The 19,974-nt window shown below is 65.7% G+C and carries 15 protein-coding genes and 2 tRNA genes; 12 read left to right on the forward strand and 5 right to left on the reverse strand.

Annotated elements, in window-relative coordinates:
- Positions 1-111 precede the first annotated feature (111 nt).
- The 4 genes from CFP68_RS05975 (at position 112) to ptsP (ending at position 5,777) form a co-directional block, all read left to right on the forward strand.
- Complete coding sequence (locus tag CFP68_RS05975) at positions 112-1,221, forward strand: THUMP domain-containing class I SAM-dependent RNA methyltransferase (RefSeq protein WP_099825738.1); 1,110 nt, start codon at positions 112-114, stop codon at positions 1,219-1,221.
- A gap of 63 nt (positions 1,222-1,284) precedes the next feature.
- Entirely contained in the window at positions 1,285-2,520 is a 1,236-nt protein-coding gene (locus CFP68_RS05980) for an aspartate kinase (RefSeq protein ID WP_099825742.1), read from the forward strand.
- 30 nt (positions 2,521-2,550) lie between these two features.
- Positions 2,551-3,306, forward strand: coding sequence for an SDR family oxidoreductase (locus CFP68_RS05985; RefSeq protein ID WP_099825745.1), 756 nt, complete (start codon positions 2,551-2,553; stop codon positions 3,304-3,306).
- 212 nt (positions 3,307-3,518) lie between these two features.
- Positions 3,519-5,777 carry a phosphoenolpyruvate--protein phosphotransferase gene (ptsP, locus tag CFP68_RS05990; RefSeq protein ID WP_099826209.1) on the forward strand — a complete coding sequence of 753 codons (2,259 nt, stop codon included), beginning with the start codon at positions 3,519-3,521 and terminating at the stop codon, positions 5,775-5,777.
- Here ptsP and CFP68_RS05995 read toward each other — a convergent pair.
- Both CFP68_RS05995 and CFP68_RS06000 read right to left on the reverse strand, forming a co-directional pair.
- Positions 5,774-7,660 (reverse strand): acyl-CoA synthetase, encoded by a 1,887-nt coding sequence (locus CFP68_RS05995; protein WP_099826210.1) that lies wholly within the window; start codon positions 7,658-7,660, stop codon positions 5,774-5,776. The two genes, ptsP and CFP68_RS05995, sit on opposite strands and share 4 nt — an antisense overlap.
- A 130-nt stretch (positions 7,661-7,790) precedes the next feature.
- A complete protein-coding gene (locus CFP68_RS06000) occupies positions 7,791-9,578 on the reverse strand; it encodes an ABC transporter transmembrane domain-containing protein (protein WP_099825748.1) in 1,788 nt (595 codons plus the stop codon).
- Between the two features lie 253 nt (positions 9,579-9,831).
- Here CFP68_RS06000 and recJ point away from each other — a divergent pair, with 253 nt between their 5' ends.
- The 3 genes from recJ (at position 9,832) to CFP68_RS06020 (ending at position 12,171) form a co-directional block, all read left to right on the forward strand.
- Positions 9,832-11,592 (forward strand): single-stranded-DNA-specific exonuclease RecJ, encoded by a 1,761-nt coding sequence (gene recJ, locus CFP68_RS06010; protein ID WP_099825753.1) that lies wholly within the window; start codon positions 9,832-9,834, stop codon positions 11,590-11,592.
- 85 nt (positions 11,593-11,677) lie between these two features.
- Positions 11,678-11,752, forward strand: a tRNA-Glu gene (locus CFP68_RS06015).
- A 342-nt stretch (positions 11,753-12,094) separates the two neighbouring features.
- Positions 12,095-12,171: transfer RNA gene (locus CFP68_RS06020), tRNA-Arg, on the forward strand.
- Positions 12,172-12,223: 52 nt separating this feature from the next.
- Here CFP68_RS06020 and CFP68_RS06025 read toward each other — a convergent pair.
- On the reverse strand, positions 12,224-13,009 hold the full coding sequence (locus tag CFP68_RS06025; protein WP_241523976.1) for an aspartate dehydrogenase: 786 nt from the start codon (positions 13,007-13,009) through the stop codon (positions 12,224-12,226).
- A 79-nt stretch (positions 13,010-13,088) separates the two neighbouring features.
- Between CFP68_RS06025 and CFP68_RS06030 the strand changes: the two genes are divergently transcribed.
- Positions 13,089-14,126 carry a LacI family DNA-binding transcriptional regulator gene (locus CFP68_RS06030; RefSeq protein ID WP_241523977.1) on the forward strand — a complete coding sequence of 346 codons (1,038 nt, stop codon included), beginning with the start codon at positions 13,089-13,091 and terminating at the stop codon, positions 14,124-14,126.
- A gap of 210 nt (positions 14,127-14,336) precedes the next feature.
- Here CFP68_RS06030 and CFP68_RS06035 read toward each other — a convergent pair whose 3' ends face one another.
- The gene (locus CFP68_RS06035; RefSeq protein ID WP_099825758.1) at positions 14,337-14,993 is read right to left on the reverse strand and encodes a peroxiredoxin; all 657 of its coding nucleotides are present in this window, start codon (positions 14,991-14,993) and stop codon (positions 14,337-14,339) included.
- Positions 14,994-15,166: 173 nt separating this feature from the next.
- On the opposite strand from CFP68_RS06035, the gene CFP68_RS06040 reads away from it, so the two are divergent.
- Positions 15,167-16,606: an aldehyde dehydrogenase family protein gene (locus CFP68_RS06040; protein ID WP_099825760.1), complete on the forward strand. Its 1,440-nt coding sequence runs from the start codon at positions 15,167-15,169 to the stop codon at positions 16,604-16,606.
- A 13-nt stretch (positions 16,607-16,619) separates the two neighbouring features.
- On the opposite strand, the gene CFP68_RS06045 is transcribed toward CFP68_RS06040, so the two are convergent.
- Positions 16,620-17,081 carry a GAF domain-containing protein gene (locus CFP68_RS06045; protein WP_099825763.1) on the reverse strand — a complete coding sequence of 154 codons (462 nt, stop codon included), beginning with the start codon at positions 17,079-17,081 and terminating at the stop codon, positions 16,620-16,622.
- Positions 17,082-17,179: 98 nt separating this feature from the next.
- Between CFP68_RS06045 and CFP68_RS06050 the strand changes: the two genes are divergently transcribed.
- The 3 genes from CFP68_RS06050 (at position 17,180) to CFP68_RS06060 (ending at position 19,959) form a co-directional block, all read left to right on the forward strand.
- Positions 17,180-17,554, forward strand: a complete 375-nt coding sequence (locus CFP68_RS06050) for an STAS domain-containing protein (RefSeq protein WP_099825766.1) — start codon at positions 17,180-17,182, stop codon at positions 17,552-17,554.
- Positions 17,544-18,053: an ATP-binding protein gene (locus CFP68_RS06055; protein WP_099825768.1), complete on the forward strand. Its 510-nt coding sequence runs from the start codon at positions 17,544-17,546 to the stop codon at positions 18,051-18,053. The genes CFP68_RS06050 and CFP68_RS06055 overlap by 11 nt, the downstream gene beginning before the upstream one ends.
- Positions 18,054-18,381: 328 nt before the next feature.
- Positions 18,382-19,959, forward strand: a complete 1,578-nt coding sequence (locus CFP68_RS06060) for a gamma-glutamyltransferase family protein (protein ID WP_099825772.1) — start codon at positions 18,382-18,384, stop codon at positions 19,957-19,959.
- The last annotated feature ends 15 nt before the right edge of the window (positions 19,960-19,974 follow it).

Genomic DNA, 19,974 nt, shown 5'->3' on the forward strand with positions numbered 1-19,974 from the left:
ACCCTGCTGACAGTCCAGGCGGCGGGAGACGGGCATGCGAACGACGGGGCGCTTCGATCGGAAGCCGCGAATCGTCTCGCACATGGTGGCGAACACGGCTATCCCGGCGCAATGACTGAACCGTTCGAGATTTTCCTTGCCGCACCGCCCGGGCTGGAACCCGTTCTGTTGGCCGAAGTGGCCGAGCGGGGCTTTGCCGCGCCGCGCGCCGTTGCCGGCGGGGTGACGATCAGCGGCGGCTGGCACGATGTCTGGCGCGCCAACCTGGAATTGCGCGGCGCGGGCCGGGTTCTGGCGCGGATCGGGCAGTTCATGGCGTTTCACCTGGCGCAACTGGACAAGCGGTCGCGCCGGTTTGCCTGGGGCGACGTGCTGCGTGCCGATGTGCCGGTGCGGGTCGAGGTGACCTGTCAGAAGTCGAAGATCTATCATGCGGGGGCCGCGCAACAGCGCATCGAGACGGCCCTGCGCGAGGAGTTCGGCGCCGTCATAGCCGCCGACGCGCCCGTGACCGTGAAGGTGCGGATCGACGACAACAACGTGCTGATCAGCGTCGACACGTCGGGCGGATCGCTGCACAAGCGCGGCCACAAGGAAGCGGTGGGCAAGGCCCCCATGCGCGAGACGCTGGCCGCGATGTTCCTGCGCCAGTGCGGCTATGACGGCAGCGAACCCGTGGTCGATCCGATGTGCGGGTCGGGCACCTTCGTCATCGAGGCCGCCGAGATCGCACGCGGCCTGGCCCCCGGACGCAGCCGCGCCTTTGCCTTCGAGCATCTGGCGACTTTCGACGCCGATGCCTGGACGGCGCTGAAATCGGGCGTGACACCCCGCGCGACCGATCTGCGATTTCACGGATCCGACCGCGACGCGGGCGCCGTGCGGATGAGCCGGGCCAACGCCGAACGCGCCGGCGTGGCCCATATCACCGAATTCAGCAATCTGTCGGTGGACGGGGTCGAACCGCCCGACGGCCCTCCCGGCCTGATGATCGTCAATCCGCCCTATGGCGGACGGATCGGCAACCGCAAGCTGCTGTTGGCGCTGCACGGGCAGATGGGGGACCGCCTGTTGTCCCGTTTCAAGGGTTGGCGCGTCGGCCTGATCACCAACGAGCCGCAACTGGCCAAGGCGACGCGCCTGCCATTTGCCAAGCCGGACGGGCCGGTGCCCCACGGCGGGCTGAAGGTGACGCTGTATCGCACGCCACCTTTGCGTTGATGCCCTTGCCAGCCTGACACCGACGCCCTAAACACCGCCGCATCGACAGCCAGAGGCCCGACCATGACCCGACTTGTGATGAAATTCGGCGGCACCTCCGTCGCGACGCTGGACCGGATCAAGCGGGTGGCGAAACGGGTGGGACGCGAGGTGGCGAACGGCCACGAAGTGATCGTGATCGTGTCCGCCATGTCGGGCAAGACCAACGAACTGGTCGGCTGGGTCAACGAAACCTCGCCCTTCTATGACGCGCGCGAATACGACGCGGTCGTATCGTCGGGCGAAAACGTCACCGCCGGTCTGATGGCGCTGACGTTGCAGGAAATGGATATCCCGGCGCGAAGCTGGCAGGGCTGGCAGGTGCCGGTTCTGACCGATGGCGCCCATGGTGCCGCCCGGATTCTCGACATTCCCACCGCCAACCTGGATGCGAAATTCGCCGAAGGGATGAAGGTGGCGGTGATCGCCGGCTTCCAGGGGATCAGCCCCGAAGGCCGCATCGCCACGCTGGGACGCGGCGGGTCGGACACGACGGCGGTTGCCTTTGCCGCTGCCCACAAGGCGGTGCGCTGCGACATCTATACCGACGTCGATGGCGTTTATACCACCGACCCGCGGATCAGTTCGAAGGCCCGCAAGCTCGAGCGTATCGCGTTCGAGGAAATGCTGGAGCTGGCGTCGCTCGGGGCCAAGGTGCTGCAGACCCGGTCGGTCGAACTGGCCATGCGGTTCAAGGTGAAACTGCGTGTGCTGAGCAGCTTTGACGAATATGATGAAACCGCGGGCACTCTGGTCTGCGACGAGGAGGAAATCATGGAATCCAAGGCCGTGGCCGGCGTCGCCTATTCCCGCGACGAGGCGAAAGTGACCCTGATCTCGGTGGCCGACAAGCCGGGCATCGCTGCCGCCATCTTCGGCCCGCTGGCCGATGCGGGGGTGAACGTCGACATGATCGTTCAGAACATCTCGGAAGAGGGTCGCACCGACATGACCTTTTCGTGTCCCGTCGACCAGGTGTCGCGCGCCGACCGCGCCATGTCGGACGCGAAGGCTGCGGGCAAGATCGATTACACCGAACTGCTGGCCGACAAGGAAGTGGCGAAGGTGTCGGTCGTCGGCATCGGCATGCGCAGCCATGCCGGCGTTGCCGCCAGGATGTTCCAGAGCCTGCGGGACGAGAACATCAACATCAAGGTCATCACCACGTCGGAAATCAAGATCTCGGTCCTGATCGAACGCAAATACATGGAACTGGCGGTGCAGGCGCTGCACGATTGTTTCGAGCTTGAGAAAGCCTGACCGCCCGGACCCGACCGTGAAAGGCATGCCATGACCGCCAACGCCAAGACGATCATCATCACCGGCGCTTCGCGCGGGATCGGACGCGCCGCGGCGTTGCTGTGCGGCGCGCAGGGGTGGAACGTGGCGATCAATTACCGTTCCGACGATGCGATGGCGAACCGCACCGCCGACGATGTGCGCGCGGCCGGCGGCCAGGCGATCACCCATCGCGGCGACGCAACGGATGAAGCGGCGACCATCGCGCTGTTCGACGCGACCGAAGCCGCCTTCGGCCGGATCGACGGTGTGGTCGTCAACGCCGGGATCGTGGCGCCGGGTCTGGAGCTGGCCGACATGACCGTGGCGCGGATGCGGCAGGTGATCGACACCAACGTCCTGGGCGCGCTGATCTGTGCGCGCGAATCGGCCCGCCGCCTGGCGCGCCCGACCGATGAGGCGTCGGCGTCCCTGGTTCTGATCTCGTCGGTCGCGGCGCGCCTGGGATCGCCGGGCGAATACGTCGATTACGCCGCATCGAAAGGCGCCATCGACACGCTGACCCTCGGGTTGTCCAGGGAACTGGCGCCGAAAAACATCCGCGTCAACGCCATCCGCCCCGGCCTGATCGACACCGACATTCACGCCAGCGGCGGCGCGCCGGACCGTGCGCAACGCCTGGCGCCGCAGATCCCCATGCAACGGCCCGGCACAGCAGCCGAAGTCGGTGAAGCCATCGTCTGGCTGCTGGGCGACGGGGCGTCCTATGCCACGGGCGCGATTCTGGACGTGTCGGGCGGCCGCTGACCGGCAAGCGGCCGGCGCCCAAGGTCTGACGCGACGCGTCGGTTCCACCCCAGGATGTATTCGCGGATACCACCCCCGCCCGTGATCGGCGCGCAACCAACCGCGACACCCTGTCCTCGCCGATCGCCCGGCCCCGGATGACAGGCGATTGTTCCCCTGGCGCGTCACTCGTGTATAACGCATATGCGCCCATGACGGAGACTTCGCAGCTGATGGACGAAAGCACCGAAAGCGAAAGCCGCAAACTTCTCGGCCGCCTGCGCGAGGCGCTGGCCGAGGAAGGTGCGGGCCAGGAGCGGCTGGACCGCATAACGCATCTCACTGCGACCTCGATGAATACCGAAGTCTGTTCCATCTACCTGTTTCGCGACGCCGACACGCTTGAGTTGTGCGCGACGCAGGGCCTGAAGCGCGAGGCGGTGCACAAGACCCGGATGCGCCTGGGCGAAGGCCTGGTCGGGCGGGCGGCCCGCACGGGACGGCCGGTCAAATCGGCGAATGCGCCACAGGAGCCCGGATTCCGGTTCATGCCCGAAACCGGCGAAGAGATCTATTCGTCGTTCCTGGGCGTGCCGATCCAACGGCTGGGCGAACGGCTGGGTGTCCTCGTCGTGCAAAGCAAGGATGCCCGCCGCTATTCCGACGACGAGGTCTATGCCCTGGAAGTTGTCGCCATGGTTCTGGCCGAGATGACGGAACTGGGCGTGTTCGTCGGTGACGGCGCGGCCCTGTCGGCCCGCCACAAGAACCCCGAGATGTTCCGTGGCACCGTCGGCCAGGAAGGCACCGCCATCGGGCACGTCTTCCTGCACGAGCCGCGTGTCGTCATCACCAACCCCATCGCCGACGATCCGGTGCGCGAGACCGAACGCCTGCGCGAAGCGGTGGACACCCTGCGCCTGTCGGTCGATGACATGCTGAGCGTCGCCATGGGGGTGGACAAGGACAGCCGCCAGGTGATGGAAACCTATCGGATGTTCGCCAATTCCCGCGGCTGGCTGCGCCGGATGGAAGAGGACATCGCGCGCGGTCTGTCCGCCGAGGCCGCGGTGGAAAAGGAACAATCCGACGCCCGCGCCCGCCTGCGCGGTGTGCCCGACGCCTATCTGCGCGAACGCCTGCACGACCTAGACGATCTGTCGAACCGCCTGCTGCGAATCCTGACCGGTCAGGGCAACGAAACCGGCGCGGCCATGCCGGACGATCCGATCCTGGTGGCCCGCAACATCGGCCCCGGCGAATTGCTGGAATACGGGCGGGCGCTGCGCGGGGTCGTTCTGGAACAGGGATCGGTGGGATCGCACGCCGCCGTCGTGGCGCGGGCACTGGCAATTCCGCTGGTCATCCAGGCCGAACGGATCACCGCCGATGCCCTGAACGGCGACCGGATCCTGGTGGACGGCGACCAGGGCATCGTGCATCTGCGCCCCGAAGACAATGTCCTGAAGGCGTTTCGCGACAAGCTGGCGATGCAGACCGATGCGCAGGAGCGGTATGCATCGCTGCGCAACCAGCCCGCCCAGGCAAAATGCGGCACCACCATCCGGCTGACCATGAACGCCGGGCTTATGGCCGACCTGCCATCGATGGAAGGGTCCGGCGCGGAAGGCGTCGGCCTGTTCCGCACCGAGTTGCAGTTCCTGATCCGAAGCCATATTCCCCGGCGCGGCGAATTGGCCGCGCTCTATTCCCGCGTCCTCGACGCCGCCAAGGGGCGCGAGGTGATTTTCCGCACCCTCGATATCGGGTCGGACAAGGTGCTGCCCTACATGAAACCCCAGGACGAGCCGAACCCCGCCCTGGGATGGCGGGCGATCCGGGTCGGACTGGACATGCCCGGCATGATGCGGATGCAGCTTCAGGCGCTGATCCGCGCTGCCGCCGGGCGGCCGTTGTCGGTGATGTTTCCCTTCGTCGCCCAGTTCGACGAGTTTCGCGCCGCGCGCGACTTCATGCTGCGCGAGCTGGAACGCGAGGACAAGCTGGGCCATGTCCTGCCATCGTCGTGGAAGATCGGTTCGATGCTGGAAACGCCCAGCCTGGCCTTTGCACCGCGCCAGTTCTTCGAGATGGCCGATTTCATTTCGATCGGTGGCAATGACCTGAAGCAGTTCTTCTTTGCCGCCGACCGCGAAAACGAACGGGTGCGCCGCCGGTATGACACGCTGAACGTCAGTTTTTTGGGAATCATCGCCCATATCATCGACCGCTGCGCCGAAGTCGGCACACCGCTGAGTTTTTGTGGCGAAGACGCGGGCCGCCCGGTCGAGGCGATGTGTTTCGCCGCCATGGGGCTGAGAACGCTGTCGATGCGTCCCGCGTCGATCGGCCCGGTCAAATCGCTGTTGCGTCGGGTCGACCTGAACGAGGTGAAGGCGGTGATCGACGACGGCTTCGCTTCGGGGGCGCAATCGGTGCGTCCGGCCGTGACCGAGTGGCTGACCCGCGAAGGTTGGGCGCTCGCGCGCTAGGCCCAGTCCCAAGGCGTCGTGAATTCCCCCAGGATGCGCTGGACAAGCTCTTCGTCGGCGCCCGTGCGGCCGGACAGCCTTGCCACGAGGCCGCGGCGCTTGTCCTCGACCACTTCGGCGACGCGCACCTTCGATCCTGCCTTGTCCAGCGCCGCATCGAACACCCGGGTGATGGCAAGGCGGCGCAGGCCGGGCTTGAACACCTTGCCCACCGCGGTCTTGGGCAGTTCGTCCAGGATTTCGATGTACTTCGGCACCGCGGCGCGTTCGTGGATATGGTCGCGCGCATGCTGCATCAGGGTTTCGACCGTGCAATCGGAACCGGCCACCAGTTCGACATAGGCACAGGGCAGTTCGCCGGAATGGGCGTCGGGCTGGCCGATGGCGCCGACCATCGCCACGGCCTCGTGGCCGGCCAAGGCCTCTTCGATCTCGGCGGGGTCGATGTTGTGGCCGCCACGGATGATCAGATCCTTGGCGCGGCCAGTGATCCAGATATAGCCGTCCTCGTCGATGCGCCCCAGATCGCCGGTGCGCAGAAACCGGTCCTGGTGGAACAGTTCGTGGTTCTTGTCGCTCTCGGTATAGGTCGATCCGACGAAGACACCGGGGTTGGCGACACAGATCTCGCCCACGCTGTCGGTCGGGCATTCGACCACGCCATCGGGCGTGTGGCGCAGGATCTTGACCTCGGTATAAGGAAACGGGATGCCGACCGAGCCGACCTTCTTGACGCCGTGCACCGGGTTGATCGACACGAGACAGGTCGCCTCGGTCAGGCCATACCCCTCGCAGATCGCCACGCCTGTCGCCTTTTCGAACCGCTTGTAAAGTTCGACCGGCAACGGCGCAGAACCGGAAAACGCCTGCTGGATGGTCGAGACATCGGCATCCACCGGACGTTGCATCAGCGCCGAAATCGCGGTCGGAACCGCAATGACAAAGGTGATCTTCCAGCGTTCGATCAGCTTCCAGAAGTTGTCGAACACGCCCTCGCCGCGATAGCCCTGCGGCGTCGGGAACACCACGTGCCCGCCCGACCGGATCATCGCCATCAGGATCACATGGCAGGCAAAGACATGGAACAGCGGCAGCGGGCAGATCACGTTGTCGGTTTCGGAGAACAGCAACCGTTCGCCCAGCCAGCCATTATAGACCATGCCCGAAATCGTGTGCTGCGCCACTTTCGGCATCCCGGTGGTGCCGCCGGTGTGGAAATAGGCGGCGACGCGATCCTCCTTGGGGTCCTCGAAGGTCAGCGCGTCGGCGCGACGTTTCGCGACTTCGGCCGCGAAATCCATCACGCGGGCCTTGTGGGCAACCGGGTTCTTCGGCCGGATCAGCGGCACGATCCAGCGTTTGGGCGGGGTCAGATAGCGGTTCAGATCGACCTCGAGGATGGTCTGCACGTTCGGCGCCAGCCGCGCCGCCTCGGCCACCTTCTGCGCCACGTCGGTCTTTGGGAACGCCTTCAGCGTCACCAAGACCTTGGCTTTCGTCTCGCGCAGGATGGCGGCAATCTGTTCGGCGTCCAACAGCGGGTTGATCGGGTTGGCGATGCCCGCGATGGCACCGCCGATCAGGCACGTCGCGATCTCGAGGCAGTTCGGCAGAACGAAGGCCACGACATCGCCCTGCCCCACGCCGAGTTCCCGAAACAGGTTCGCCGCCTGCGTGGTCTGCCCGTGCAGATCGGACCACGTCAGGGTCTTTGCCGGATCCTTGAACCCCGACTGCAACTGAAAGGTGATCGCCGGACGCGCCCCGTGCCGGCCCGCGACATCGGCCATGAAGTCGTGCATGGTGGTGGGCAGGTCGCGCGCGCTCCACGGCATCTCGTCTTCGATGGCTTTGCGGTCCTCGAATCCGGCAAACTGGCGCATGGCGCGGTCTCCTTCCCTTGACCGGCGTTCGCGCCGGCGCATCGTTATCCGGGCAGGATGCTCACAAATCGCACGTATCGCAAGGCGCGCGATGTGACAGACGCGACGTCACGCCGCGCCTGCCGTCCGGTCATTCGGCCGCCAGACCGTCGGTGAACTGCAACCGGGCCAGCCGCGCATAAAGTCCACCCTCGGCCACCAGGGCGTCATGGGTGCCGCTTGCGACGATGGCGCCGTCTTCCAGCACCACGATGCGGTCGGCCTTTTTCACGGTCGACAGACGGTGTGCCACGACCAGCGTCGTGCGACCTTCGCTCAGCTTGTCGACGGCGGCCTGCACCGCGCGTTCGGATTCGGCATCCAGCGCGCTGGTCGCCTCGTCCAGCAACAGCACGGGCGCGTCGCGCAGGATGGCGCGGGCGATGGCGATCCTTTGCTTCTGGCCGCCCGACAGCATCACGCCGCGTTCGCCGACATAGGTGTCATAACCTTCGGGCAACAGCGTCAGGAAGTCATGCGCCGCGGCGGTGCGCGCGGCTTCCTCGACCTCGTCGTCGGTGGCATCGGGACGGCCGAACCGGATGTTCTCGCGCGCCGAGGCGGCAAAGATCACCGGATCCTGGGGCACCAGCGCCATGTGCGCGCGGAACGTCGCGCGCTCCATGTCGCGCAGGTCGATGCCGTCCAGCCGGATCGCGCCGCCATCCGGGTCATAGAACCGCAGCAGCAACTGGATGATCGTCGTCTTGCCGGCGCCGGACGGGCCGACCAGCGCGACGGTTTCGCCCGGTGTCACCTCGAGCGACACACCGTTCAGCGCAGGCGCGTCGGGACGCGCCGGGTAATGGAACACGATGTCATCGAAGCTGATCGCGCCCTTCACCGGCACCGGCAGCGCCTTTGGCGTTTCGGGGTCGCTGACGCTGTCCAGCGTATCCAGCAGTTCGACCAGCCGTTCGGTGGCGCCCGCCGCGCGCTGCAATTCGCCCCAGATTTCCGACAGTGCCGCGACACCGCCCGCAACCATCACCGCGTAGATGACGAATTGAACCAGCTCGCCCACCGTCATCAAGTCGGCCCGCACATCGCGCGCACCCATCCACAGGACGCCGACGATCCCCGAAAAGATCAGCGCGATCACGATCACCGTCATGATGGCGCGCGTGCCGATCCGGCGGCGCGCGGCGTCAAAGCTTTTCTCGGTCACGTCCGAAAACGCCCGGCTGCTCATGCGTTCATGGGTAAACGCCTGGACGGTCTGCACCGACAGCAGGATCTCGGACGCCGATCCCGACGATGCCGCGATCCAGTCCTGGTTTTCCCGGCTCAGCACACGCAGCCGCCGGCCCAGCACGATGATCGGGATGATGACCGCCGGAACGATCAGCATGACCATCAACGTCAGCTTCAGCGACGTGATGAACAGCATTACCAGACCACCGATCAGGATCAGCAGGTTGCGCAACGCGATCGACACGGACGAGCCGATGACCGACAGGATCAGCGTGGTGTCGGTGGTGATCCGGCTCAGCACCTCGCCGGTCATGATCCGTTCATAGAACGCGGGACTCATCGAGATGACGCGGTCGAACACCGCCTTGCGGATATCGGCAACCACCCGTTCCCCCAGCCGCGTGACGAAGTAATACCGCATCCCCGTGCCGACGGCCAAAAGCCCGGCAATCGCCAGCGCCGCGAAGAAATACTGATCCAGCAGGCGAACAGCCGAGGTGTCGAACCCGTCCACCACCCGGCGCACGGCCAGCGGCAGGATCAGCGACACACAGGCGGTCAGGATCAGCGATCCCAGCGCCAGCAGCAAAAGCAGGCGATAGGGGTGCAGGAACGGCCAAAGCTGACCCAAAGCACCCACCCGGCGCGATTTCTCGCGCTCCTGTTCTGCGTATTTGTCCGCCATGGCACCCTCGTTCCTGTGTTCCGCGGGCTTAGCGCGCCGGGCCGAAGGGAACAAGTGCGGCACGTTTGACCGGGATCGCAACTCGCGCGAACGGATCTGCGGTGAATCGGCGCAGATGCCGGCCTTTGCAGCGCGTCACCGGCTGGACGAATCGTTCACGGCCGCGCACAGCCGGGATGCCGTGCGCCGCGCACTGGCCCACGGCCCTGAGATGTGGTAGCGAAACGCCACCCCGACCCAACATGTGGATAACATGCCCCGCGACCATTCCAGTCCCGCATTTCTTGGCGTTTCCGGCTCGATCTCCGGACGCATCTGGCAGGGTCCGACGGTCGATGAAGACCGTCACGCCCAGGCCCTTGTGCAGGAGGCCGGCGTGCCGCCCGCGCTGGCGGCGGTTCTGGCCCGGCGTGCGGTGACGACCCCCGAGGTGCCCGGCTTTCTGGCCCCCGCGTTGCGCGACCTGCTGCCCGATCCGCTGACGCTGCGCGACATGGCATCGGCGGCGACGCGGTTCCTGGCCGCCGTCAAGGACCGTGAGAAGATCGCGATCTTCGCGGATTACGACGTCGACGGAGGCGCCTCGGCCGCCCTGTTGATCTGTTGGCTGCGCGATATGGGGCGGCAGGCGACCCTGTATATCCCCGACCGGATCGACGAAGGATACGGCCCGAACGATGCCGCCATGGCCGACCTTGCGGCACATCACGACCTGATCGTCTGCGTCGACTGCGGCACCCTGTCCCACGGCCCCGTCGCCGCCGCCAAGGGGGCGGACGTGATCATTCTGGATCACCACCTTGGCGGTGAAACCCTGCCCGCCTGCGCCGCGGTGGTCAATCCGAACCGGCAGGATGAATCCGGCGATCTGGGCCATCTCTGTGCGGCGGGCGTCGTTTTCCTGATGCTGGTCGAGGCCAACCGCCGCCTGCGCGCGGACGGCATCACGGGGCCCGACCTGATGGCGATGCTGGACCTCGTGGCACTGGCCACGGTGGCCGACGTGGCGCCGCTGATCGGCGTCAACCGCGCGCTGGTGCGTCAGGGGCTGACCATCATGGCACGGCGGGCGCGCCCCGGCCTGGCCGCCCTGGCCGATGTGGCGCGCATGGACACGGCGCCGACATCCTATCACCTGGGGTTCCTGCTGGGGCCACGGGTGAATGCCGGCGGGCGAATCGGTGCCGCCGACCTTGGCGCGCGGCTGCTGTCGTGCGACGATCCGCACGAGGCCCGCGCCATGGCCGAACGGCTGGACCAGCTGAACACCGAACGCCGCGATATCGAATCCGCGGTGCGCGCCGCCGCCATGGCTCAGGCCGAAACGCGCGGCGTTGACGGCCCGCTGGTCTGGGCCGCCGGCGAAGGCTGGCATCCCGGGGTCGTCGGAATCGTCGCCGCCCGCCTGAAAGAGGCGACGAACCGTCCTGCGGTCGTGATCGGCCTGGAAAACGGCATTGGCAAGGGCTCGGCCCGGTCGGTGTCGGGCATCGACCTTGGCGCGGCCATTCACAAGGTGGCGGCGGAAGGGCTGTTGTTGAAGGGCGGCGGTCACCGCATGGCCGCTGGTCTGACGGTGGATCAGTCACGGCTTGATGCCGCCATGGCAAGGCTGTCCGAACTGCTGGAGCGCCAGGGGGCCGGGGCGGGCGGCGTGCGCAGCCTGCACCTTGACGGGGTGCTGATGCCCGGCGCCGCCACGCCCGAGCTGGTCGCCCTGATCGAACAGGCCGGCCCCTTCGGCATGGGTGCGCCCGCCCCCCGCTTTGCCTTTCCCGATTGCGCGATTCACTCGGCCCGCCGCGTCGGCGAGAGCCACCTCAAGCTGAGCTTTTCCGACGGCATGGGACCGCGCCTGGACGCCATCGCCTTCAGCGCCTACGACGGCCCCCTCGGCCCGGCAATCGAAGCCGGACGCGGCGGGCGGTTCCACCTTGCCGGCCGGCTGGAACTGAACCAATGGAACGGCCGCACCCGCGTCCAGCTCCGCCTCGATGACGCCGCCCTGACGTGAGGGCCGACGAAAAAAACGTCCCGAAAAGACAAGAATTGCTCTTGCCACGCCCAGCCACTTTGCCTAGACACCGGCCACAGAGAGTGGCCCGTTCGTCTATCGGTTAGGACGCCAGGTTTTCAACCTGGAAAGAGGGGTTCGATTCCCCTACGGGCTGCCACTTATCCGCTCGAGATGGTATCGTACCGGATAAACTCTTACCCTCCACATACAAGCATGCGCCCTTGAATTGACGCGTGTAACATGGCCATCCGGACGACGCAGACACCCGGGTTGGTGGGAACGCGTGGCGTATCAGCTTGATGGCTTGTGCGGTGGCAACAATCTGGCACGGGTGTCGGATCTTGAACTGCGGACCAGTGCACCCAGCGTAGTGTTTCACGGCGCTGCGCGCTCGGCATCGTCGCACGGCGCGCGACCCTATGGCGTGATTGCGTCTTGATTTCCTGATCCGCGAGCGGCTAGGACGGGGGCCAAACCGTTCGCAGGAGCGGTCTTGAACGGCCCCGTAGCTCAGCTGGATAGAGCAACGGTTTCCTAAACCGTAGGCCGCGTGTTCGAATCACGCCGGGGTCACCAAGATACCGTCATCCGGCCAAGCGGAACCGGACGCGCCGCGACCGCCGGCGGGTCATCCCGACGGCATCCGGCCGCGGACTTCGGCAATCAGGCTCATCGCGGTCAATGCCGATGATTTGGGCGCGCCCGGGATCGCGTTTCCCTGGATTTCGAACGTCGCCGACCCAAAGGCACCGCGAAAGGAAATCTCGTGCACATTGCGGGTCAGGGACGGGTCCGCAACCAGTTCGACACGCGTGCGGTCCAACCCGATGCCGGCCAGTGCGATGCCGGCGGCGACATTGGCGTTCTGCGGATACAGGCGGGCCGCCATCCGCGCCGATCCGCTGAAATGCACCGTCGGCATGCGCAACGCATCAAGGTTCAGCTCGCTTTCCGCCGGCGATCCCTTCCAGCCTGCCGGTGGCTTGCGCCCGCGATACAGGACGTCGTCCAGGCCGCCCTCGCGGGCCGCGCGCAGGGCATCGAACGCACCGGCCGCTCCGCTGGCCAGGTGCAAGCGGCCGCCGCCCTGCCGCGCGGCCTCGCGCAGGGCGGCCTCGGCGGATGGATCGGCCAGCGCACCGGCCGACACCGCGATCAGATCGATCCCCGCCGCCAGGATGGGCGGACCATGCTGCAGCAACGCTCCATGGCCGGCGCATTCGATCGCAAGGTCGATCGTCCCCGATTGGGGATCAAACGTCGACATCGCCTGCGGCGCACCGACATCGGCACGCGCCGCCGCCTCGCGCCCCGGTCGGCACAGCACCTGGGCGACATGTCCCTTCAGGGCGGCCCCGACATGGCGCCCGATCGCACCGTGCCCGATCATCAGGATCTTCATCGCGTCCTCCATCGACATTCCATGGCACCGCAAAGCGCTTGGCCCCGCCCGCCATTTCGGTTTTAGTCCCATGGACAGCAAAGGACACCCCGTGCGTGAAACGCCCCCTGCCCCGCCACGACGCCACCTGACCCTGCGCGATGTGTCGGAGGTGTCGGGCGTCAGCGAAATGACCGTCAGCCGCGTGTTGCGCAACCGCGGCGACGTCAGCAAGAAGACTCGCGACAAGGTGCTTCTGGCCGCCAAACAATTGGGATACGTGCCCAACAAGATCGCCGGCGCGCTGGCCTCGTCACGCGTGAACCTTGTTGCGGTCATCATTCCGTCGATGTCGAACATGGTGTTCCCCGAGGTGATGACCGGCATCAGCGAGGTGTTGGAGAAGACCTCGCTGCAACCGGTGGTCGGCATCACCAACTATCGCCCGGAACGCGAAGAGGCCGTTCTGTACGAGATGCTCTCGTGGCGGCCGTCGGGCGTGATCATCGCCGGCCTCGAACATTCCGACGCGGCGCGCGCCATGCTGCGCGCCAGTGCCATTCCCGTGGTCGAGATCATGGATGTCGACGGCGAGGCCGTGGATGCCGTCGTCGGCATCTCGCATCGTCGGGCTGGACGCGAAATGGCGCGTGCCATCGTCAAGCAGGGGTATGAGAGGATCGGCTTTCTCGGCACCAAGATGCCGCTGGATCACCGGGCGCGCAAACGCTTTGAAGGCTTCACCGAAGCCTTGGCCAAGACCGGCCTCGAGGTTGTCGAACAGGAGTTCTATTCCGGCGGCTCGGCGCTTCTAAAGGGGCGCGAGATGACGCAGGCGATCCTGGAACGCGATCCGAACCTCGATTTCCTCTATTATTCCAACGATATGATCGGCGCCGGAGGATTGCTGTGGTGCCTTGAGAAAGGCATCGACGTGCCGGGACAACTGGGCATGGCCGCCTTCAACGGGGTCGAGTTTCTGGACGGCCTGCCGATCAAGCTGGCAACGATGGACGCCGAGCGTCGCGAAATCGGACGCGCCGCCGCCCGCATCGTCGCCGAGCGCACGTCGGGCGAATTGACCGAAACCGGTCAACGGATCGAACTCGAACCCAAGTTGCAGATCGGTCAGACCCTGCGCCGATACTAGACTTTAGCGCACACGCGCCGGGTCTGTCACCGGGCAACCAATCCGCCACCGGCGACGGCAAGCCAGAGCGCCCGTCTGAGCGAACCGGCGCTGACGTCTCGGAAAGCCCGGCACCACTGGTGATCACAAGCGCCAAGCCCTGCGGCGGGCGAGTCCGGGGGCGGGCGGGTGGGCGTCGCGGAACGCGCGGTCACCCCGCCCGACAGTGCCTTATCCCGGCTGCCTGGTCGTCCGCAGGTACGGCAGCTTCTTTTCAAATCCGCCGAACTTCTCGTTCGCCTCTTCATCCGACACCCCGGCCGTGAGGATCACGTCGTCGCCCTGGTTCCAGCCTGCGGGTGTCGCCACCTTGTGCTCGGCCGTCAGCCGGATCGAATCCAACGCGCGCAGGATCTCGTCGAAATTGCGCCCGGTCGTCATGGGATAGGTCAGCGACAGCTTCACCTTCTTGTCGGGGCCGATCACGAAGACCGTGCGCACCGTCTGGTTGTCCGCCGGGGTCCGCTCTCCGGGCACGCCCGAGCTTTCGGCCGGCAGCATGTCATACAACTTGGCCACCTTCATCTCGGGATCGCCGATCATCGGATAGGACACCTCGTTGCCGGTATAGGCGGTGATGTCGGCCTTCCACTTGTGATGATCCTCGATCGAATCGACCGAAATGCCAATGATCTTGGCGTTCCGCTTGGCGAACTCGTCCGCCATGCCCGCCATCATGCCCAATTCCGTGGTGCAGACCGGCGTGAAATCCTTGGGATGGCTGAACAGGATCGCATAGCCGTCACCGATCCAGTCGTGAAAGCGGATCTCGCCTTCGGTGGTGTCGGCGGTGAAGTCGGGGGCGGTGTCATTGATGCGAAGGGCCATGGATAACTCCTGTTTTCGGGTCCAAGGTGAAAGATAGGTGCGGGCCGGGCCGGGAAAAACAGCCCCCCGACAACAAAGAACGGCCGTTCTTTCACGATCACACCTTGCGAACACCTGTTCCAGGGCTTTCATATCAACGGAACGCGGTATGCCCGTATGCGAGAGGAAACTTCATGTCACACGATCAGCAATTCTTCATCGATGGCGCCTGGGTGGCGCCGAAAAGCGACCGCACGCTTGAGGTGCTGAACCCCTCGAACGAAGAGGTCGTGACGACCATCGCGCTCGGCGATCAGGCCGACACCGATGCCGCCGTCGCCGCCGCCCGCGCCGCATTTGCCGGCTGGGCCGCGACACCGCCCGCCGAACGCCGCGCCCTGATCGAGAAGCTCCTGAAGATCTATCAGGACCGCGCCCCCGACATGGCCCAGGCGATCAGCACCGAGATGGGCGCTCCCATCGACATGGCCAGCGCCGCACAGGTCGGCGCCGGAACCTTCCACACCCAGAACTTCCTCAAGGCGATGGACGAATTCGAATTCGACCGGATGCTGGGTGATCATGCCCCGAACGACCGCATCCTGATGGAGCCGATCGGCGTCGTCGGCATGATCACGCCCTGGAACTGGCCGATGAACCAGGTCACGCTCAAGGCCGTGGCCGCCATGGCCGCCGGGTGCACCATGGTGCTGAAGCCGTCCGAAATCGCGCCGCTGTCGTCGATCGTCTTTACCGAGATCGTCGAGGCGGCGGGCTTCCCCAAGGGCGTGTTCAACATGGTGCAGGGCGACGGCGCAGGCGTCGGCACCCAGCTTTCGACCCATCCCGACGTCGACATGATCTCGTTCACCGGCTCGACCCGGGCCGGCATCGCCATCTCCAAGGCCGCGGCCGACACGCTCAAGCGCGTCCACCTGGAACTGGGCGGCAAGGGGGCCAACATCATCTTCGCCGATGCCGACGACAAGGCCGTGGCGCGGGGTGCCGCCCATTGCTTCAACAACACCGGCCAGTCCTGCAACGCGCCGACCCGGATGCTGGTCGAGCGTTCGGTGTATGACAAGGCTGTGGAAACCGCCGCCCGGGTGGCCAATGATACGGCGGTCGGGCCGGCTTCCGAAAAGGGATCGCACATCGGCCCGCTGGTCAGCCAGCAGCAGTGGGACAAGGTGCAGGATCTGATCCAGAAGGGCATCGACGAGGGTGCGCGCCTGGTCGCCGGTGGCACGGGCCGTCCCGAACACACCAACCGGGGTTATTTCGTGCGCCCGACCGTGTTCGCCGACGTCAACAACGACATGACCATCGCCCGCGAGGAAATCTTCGGCCCGGTCCTGTCGATCATCCCCTTCGACACCGAAGAGGAGGCCGTAGAGATCGCCAACGACACGCCCTATGGTCTGACCAACTATGTCCAGACCGAAGACGGCGCGCGTCGCAACCGCATCGCGCGCCAACTGCGGTCCGGCATGGTCGAGATGAACGGCAAGTCACGCGGCGCCGGCGCCCCGTTCGGCGGCTACAAGCAGTCGGGCAACGGCCGCGAGGGCGGGGCCTATGGCCTGGCCGAGTTCATGGAGATCAAGGCCGTATCCGGCTGGTCCACCGACTGATCGGCGCCGCGCCCTAGGACGCGACCTGCGCAAAGGTCGCGTCCAGGATGCTCTGCAACATCTCGGCGTCCGCCGCGCTGAAATAATCGGGAAGATCGCTGTCGATATCGAAGACGGCGATCAACCTGCCGCGGCCATCATGCACGGGTATCACCAGTTCGGATCGCGTCGTCGCGGCGCATGCGATATGTCCCGCGAAAGCGTTGACGTCCGCGACACGCTGAATTTCCCCCGTGCGCGCCGCCGCGCCACAAACCCCCCGCGAAAACGGAATGACAAGGCACCCGTGACCCCCCTGATACGGCCCGATCTTCAGGGTCTCGGGCCCCGTGACACGGTAGAAACCCGTCCAGTGAAAGCCGTCATCGGCATGGTGCACCTCGCATGCGATCGTCGCCATCAGGGCAACGGCATCGGTTTCGCCCTCGGTCAGGCTTGCAATGGTCTTGGCGAGTTCGGGATAATTGGCCCGCATGACAGTTTGTCCAGTTTGTTCGGATCGCCGCGTCGCGCTTACCGGATGGTAAGGATTGATCGGCTAGCGTGTTCCAACGTGCCGAAAGGAACATTGGGATGCAACTGAACACAGAAATTGACGGCGACCTTCTTATCGTGACGGTGGGCGAGGATCGGGTCGATGCAGCCGTTGCATTGGATTTCAAGGAACGGATGCGCGACCTGACGCAGGACGCACCGGCGCGCGTGGTGCTGGATCTCGGGCATGTGCGGTTTCTCGACAGCAGCGGCCTCGGCGCGGTTATCGGTGCGATGAAACAGCTGGGCAGCCGACGGCGGCTGGAACTGGCGGGGCTGAACCCGGCCGTCCAGAAGGTGTTCCGCCTGACGCGGATGGACAGCATCTTCGTCATCCACGACGATATCGCAAGCGCGCGCGAAACCCGCGGCAACCCACCCCTTGATACCACAAGGTCGGCCCATGCGTGCTGACCGAACGATCCGCGGCAGGACCGGTCGGGCCGAAACATCGCCCCCTGCACACCAGAAATCCGTCGAACTGCGTCTGGTCTTTCCCTGTGACAAGATGAACGTGCGTGCAGCCCTGCAGAACACGATGGCGGGCCTTGGCGCCATGCATCTGTCCGACGACGATCGCTCGACCATCGAATTGGTGCTGGCCGAGGTTCTGAACAACGTCTCGAAACATGCCTATCGCGACGAACCACAGGGGTTGATCGAACTGCACCTCAGTCAGAACACAAGCGGATTGCGCTGTCGTGTCGTCGATCGGGGTGATCCGATGCCGGGAATGCACCTGCCCCCCGGCCCGCTGCCCGAATCGCATTGCGCGACGAAAGACCAGCCCGAGGGCGGCTTTGGCTGGTATCTGATACACCATCTGTCGCGTGAATTGAACTATATGCGTGACGGCAACCGCAACATGCTGACCTTCCGGATCGAGACGGCTCAGGTGTTGCGCAAGAACTGACGCGCCCTGCACCTTGGCAGACAAGTGTCCCGGTCTGCCCTGGCGCGCCCGCGGCGCGAAAGGCTGCATCACTCGCAATTTTCCCCATTGCCCGAAAACAGCCGCAATCCTTTCGTAACCGCGCCCCAATGATCGGCGATACCACAGGTGTAGCTGCTCAAGCTTCTCCCGGCGTCGCGTGTAACAAGCCCCCACCAGTGCCCGACGCCGGGGCTTTGCCTTCGCAAGACCGGACCGCATACCAGTCACCCCTCGCCCCAGAACGCCATTGCAATTGCGTTTCGCCGCCCTAGTCTGGCCGCTACACTGGGACCGAGGAACCGATTTCATGCGCGACTTTCACCTGCCCGGCCGTTCAGCGGTTTTCGCCGAGAACGGCGTCTGCGCCACCTCTCACCCTTTGGCGGCCAAGATCGCCGTGCAGATGATGGAGGCCGGCGGCAACGCCGTCGACGCCGCCATCGCGGGGGCCGTGGTCCTGGGCATTTGCGAGCCGCAGATGACCGGGATCGGCGGCGATTGTTTCGTCCTGATATCACCGCCGGGCGGCGACGATGTGATCGGGCTGAACGGATCGGGGCGCGCGCCCGCCGGCCTATCGGCCGCTGCCCTGCGCGATCGGGGGTTGTCCACCGTGCCGTTGGACGGGGTCGAATCGGTCACCCTGCCCGGCGCCATCGATGCCTTTTGCCGCCTGTCGAAGGATTACGGAAAACTGGGCCTTGCCGCCGCGCTTGCCCCGGCGATCCATTACGCCGAAGCGGGCGTGCCGGTGGCGCCGCGCACGGCCTTCGACTGGAAGATCGCCGAACACCGGGTGCAGGGCGCCGCGCGCGACACCTATCTGTTGAACGGCAAGGCGCCCGTGCCCGGCCAGATGTTCCGCGCCCCGAAACAGGCCGAGGTGCTGCGCCGCATCGCCATGGAAGGGCGCGCGGGCTTTTACGAAGGCGAAGTCGCAGAAGACATGGTGGCAAGCCTGAACGCCATGGGCGGCACCCACACCCTGGACGATTTCGCCGCCACCGCGTGCGATTACACCGACCCGATCAGCGGCACCTACAACGGCGTCGATCTGGTCGAGCATCCGCCGAACGGCCATGGCGCCACGGCGATCCTGATGACCAACATCCTGTCGCATTTCGACCTGGCGTCGATGGATCCCGCCGGCGCCGACCGCGCCCATGTCGAAGCCGAGGCCGGCAAGCTGGCCTATGACGCGCGTAACCGCTTCCTGGCCGACGCCGATCACATGACGCGACTGGCGCACATGCTGGCCCCCGAAACCGCCGAGCGCCTGGCGGCGCTGATCGACCCCAAACGCGCGATGGACACGCCTGCCGCCACGTCCGAAGCGGTGCACAAGGATACCGTCTATATCACCGTGGTCGACCGCGACCGCATGTCGGTTTCGCTGATCTATTCGATCTTCCACAGCTTCGGCGCCGGCTTGGCGTCGGACAGGTTCGGCATCCTGTTCCAGAACCGTGGCGCCGGATTTACCCTCGAGCAGGGTCACCCGAACGAAGCGGCAGGTGGCAAGCGGCCGATGCATACGATCATCCCGGCGATGCTGAAGCAGGATGGTCGCGTCACCATGCCGTTCGGTGTCATGGGGGGCGGGTATCAACCCAAGGGCCACGCCCGGTTCCTGTCCAACGTGACCGATTTCGGCATGGATCCGCAGACCGCCATCGATCTGCCACGCTGCTTTTCCGACAACGGCGACCTGAAGGTCGAGCGCGGATATTCCGACGCCGTGCGCGCCGATCTGGCCGGTCGCGGGCACAGGGTTTCCACCCCGGATGTTCCGATCGGCGGCGCCCAGGCGATCCGCATTCACGACAGCGGCGTCCTCGAGGGGGCCTCGGACCCCCGCAAGGACGGCTGCGCATTGGGATACTGAAAGGGAGCGCTGCTG

Origin of the sequence: Oceaniglobus indicus (genome assembly GCF_002751875.1) — a bacterium.
Classification (GTDB): domain Bacteria; phylum Pseudomonadota; class Alphaproteobacteria; order Rhodobacterales; family Rhodobacteraceae; genus Oceaniglobus; species Oceaniglobus indicus.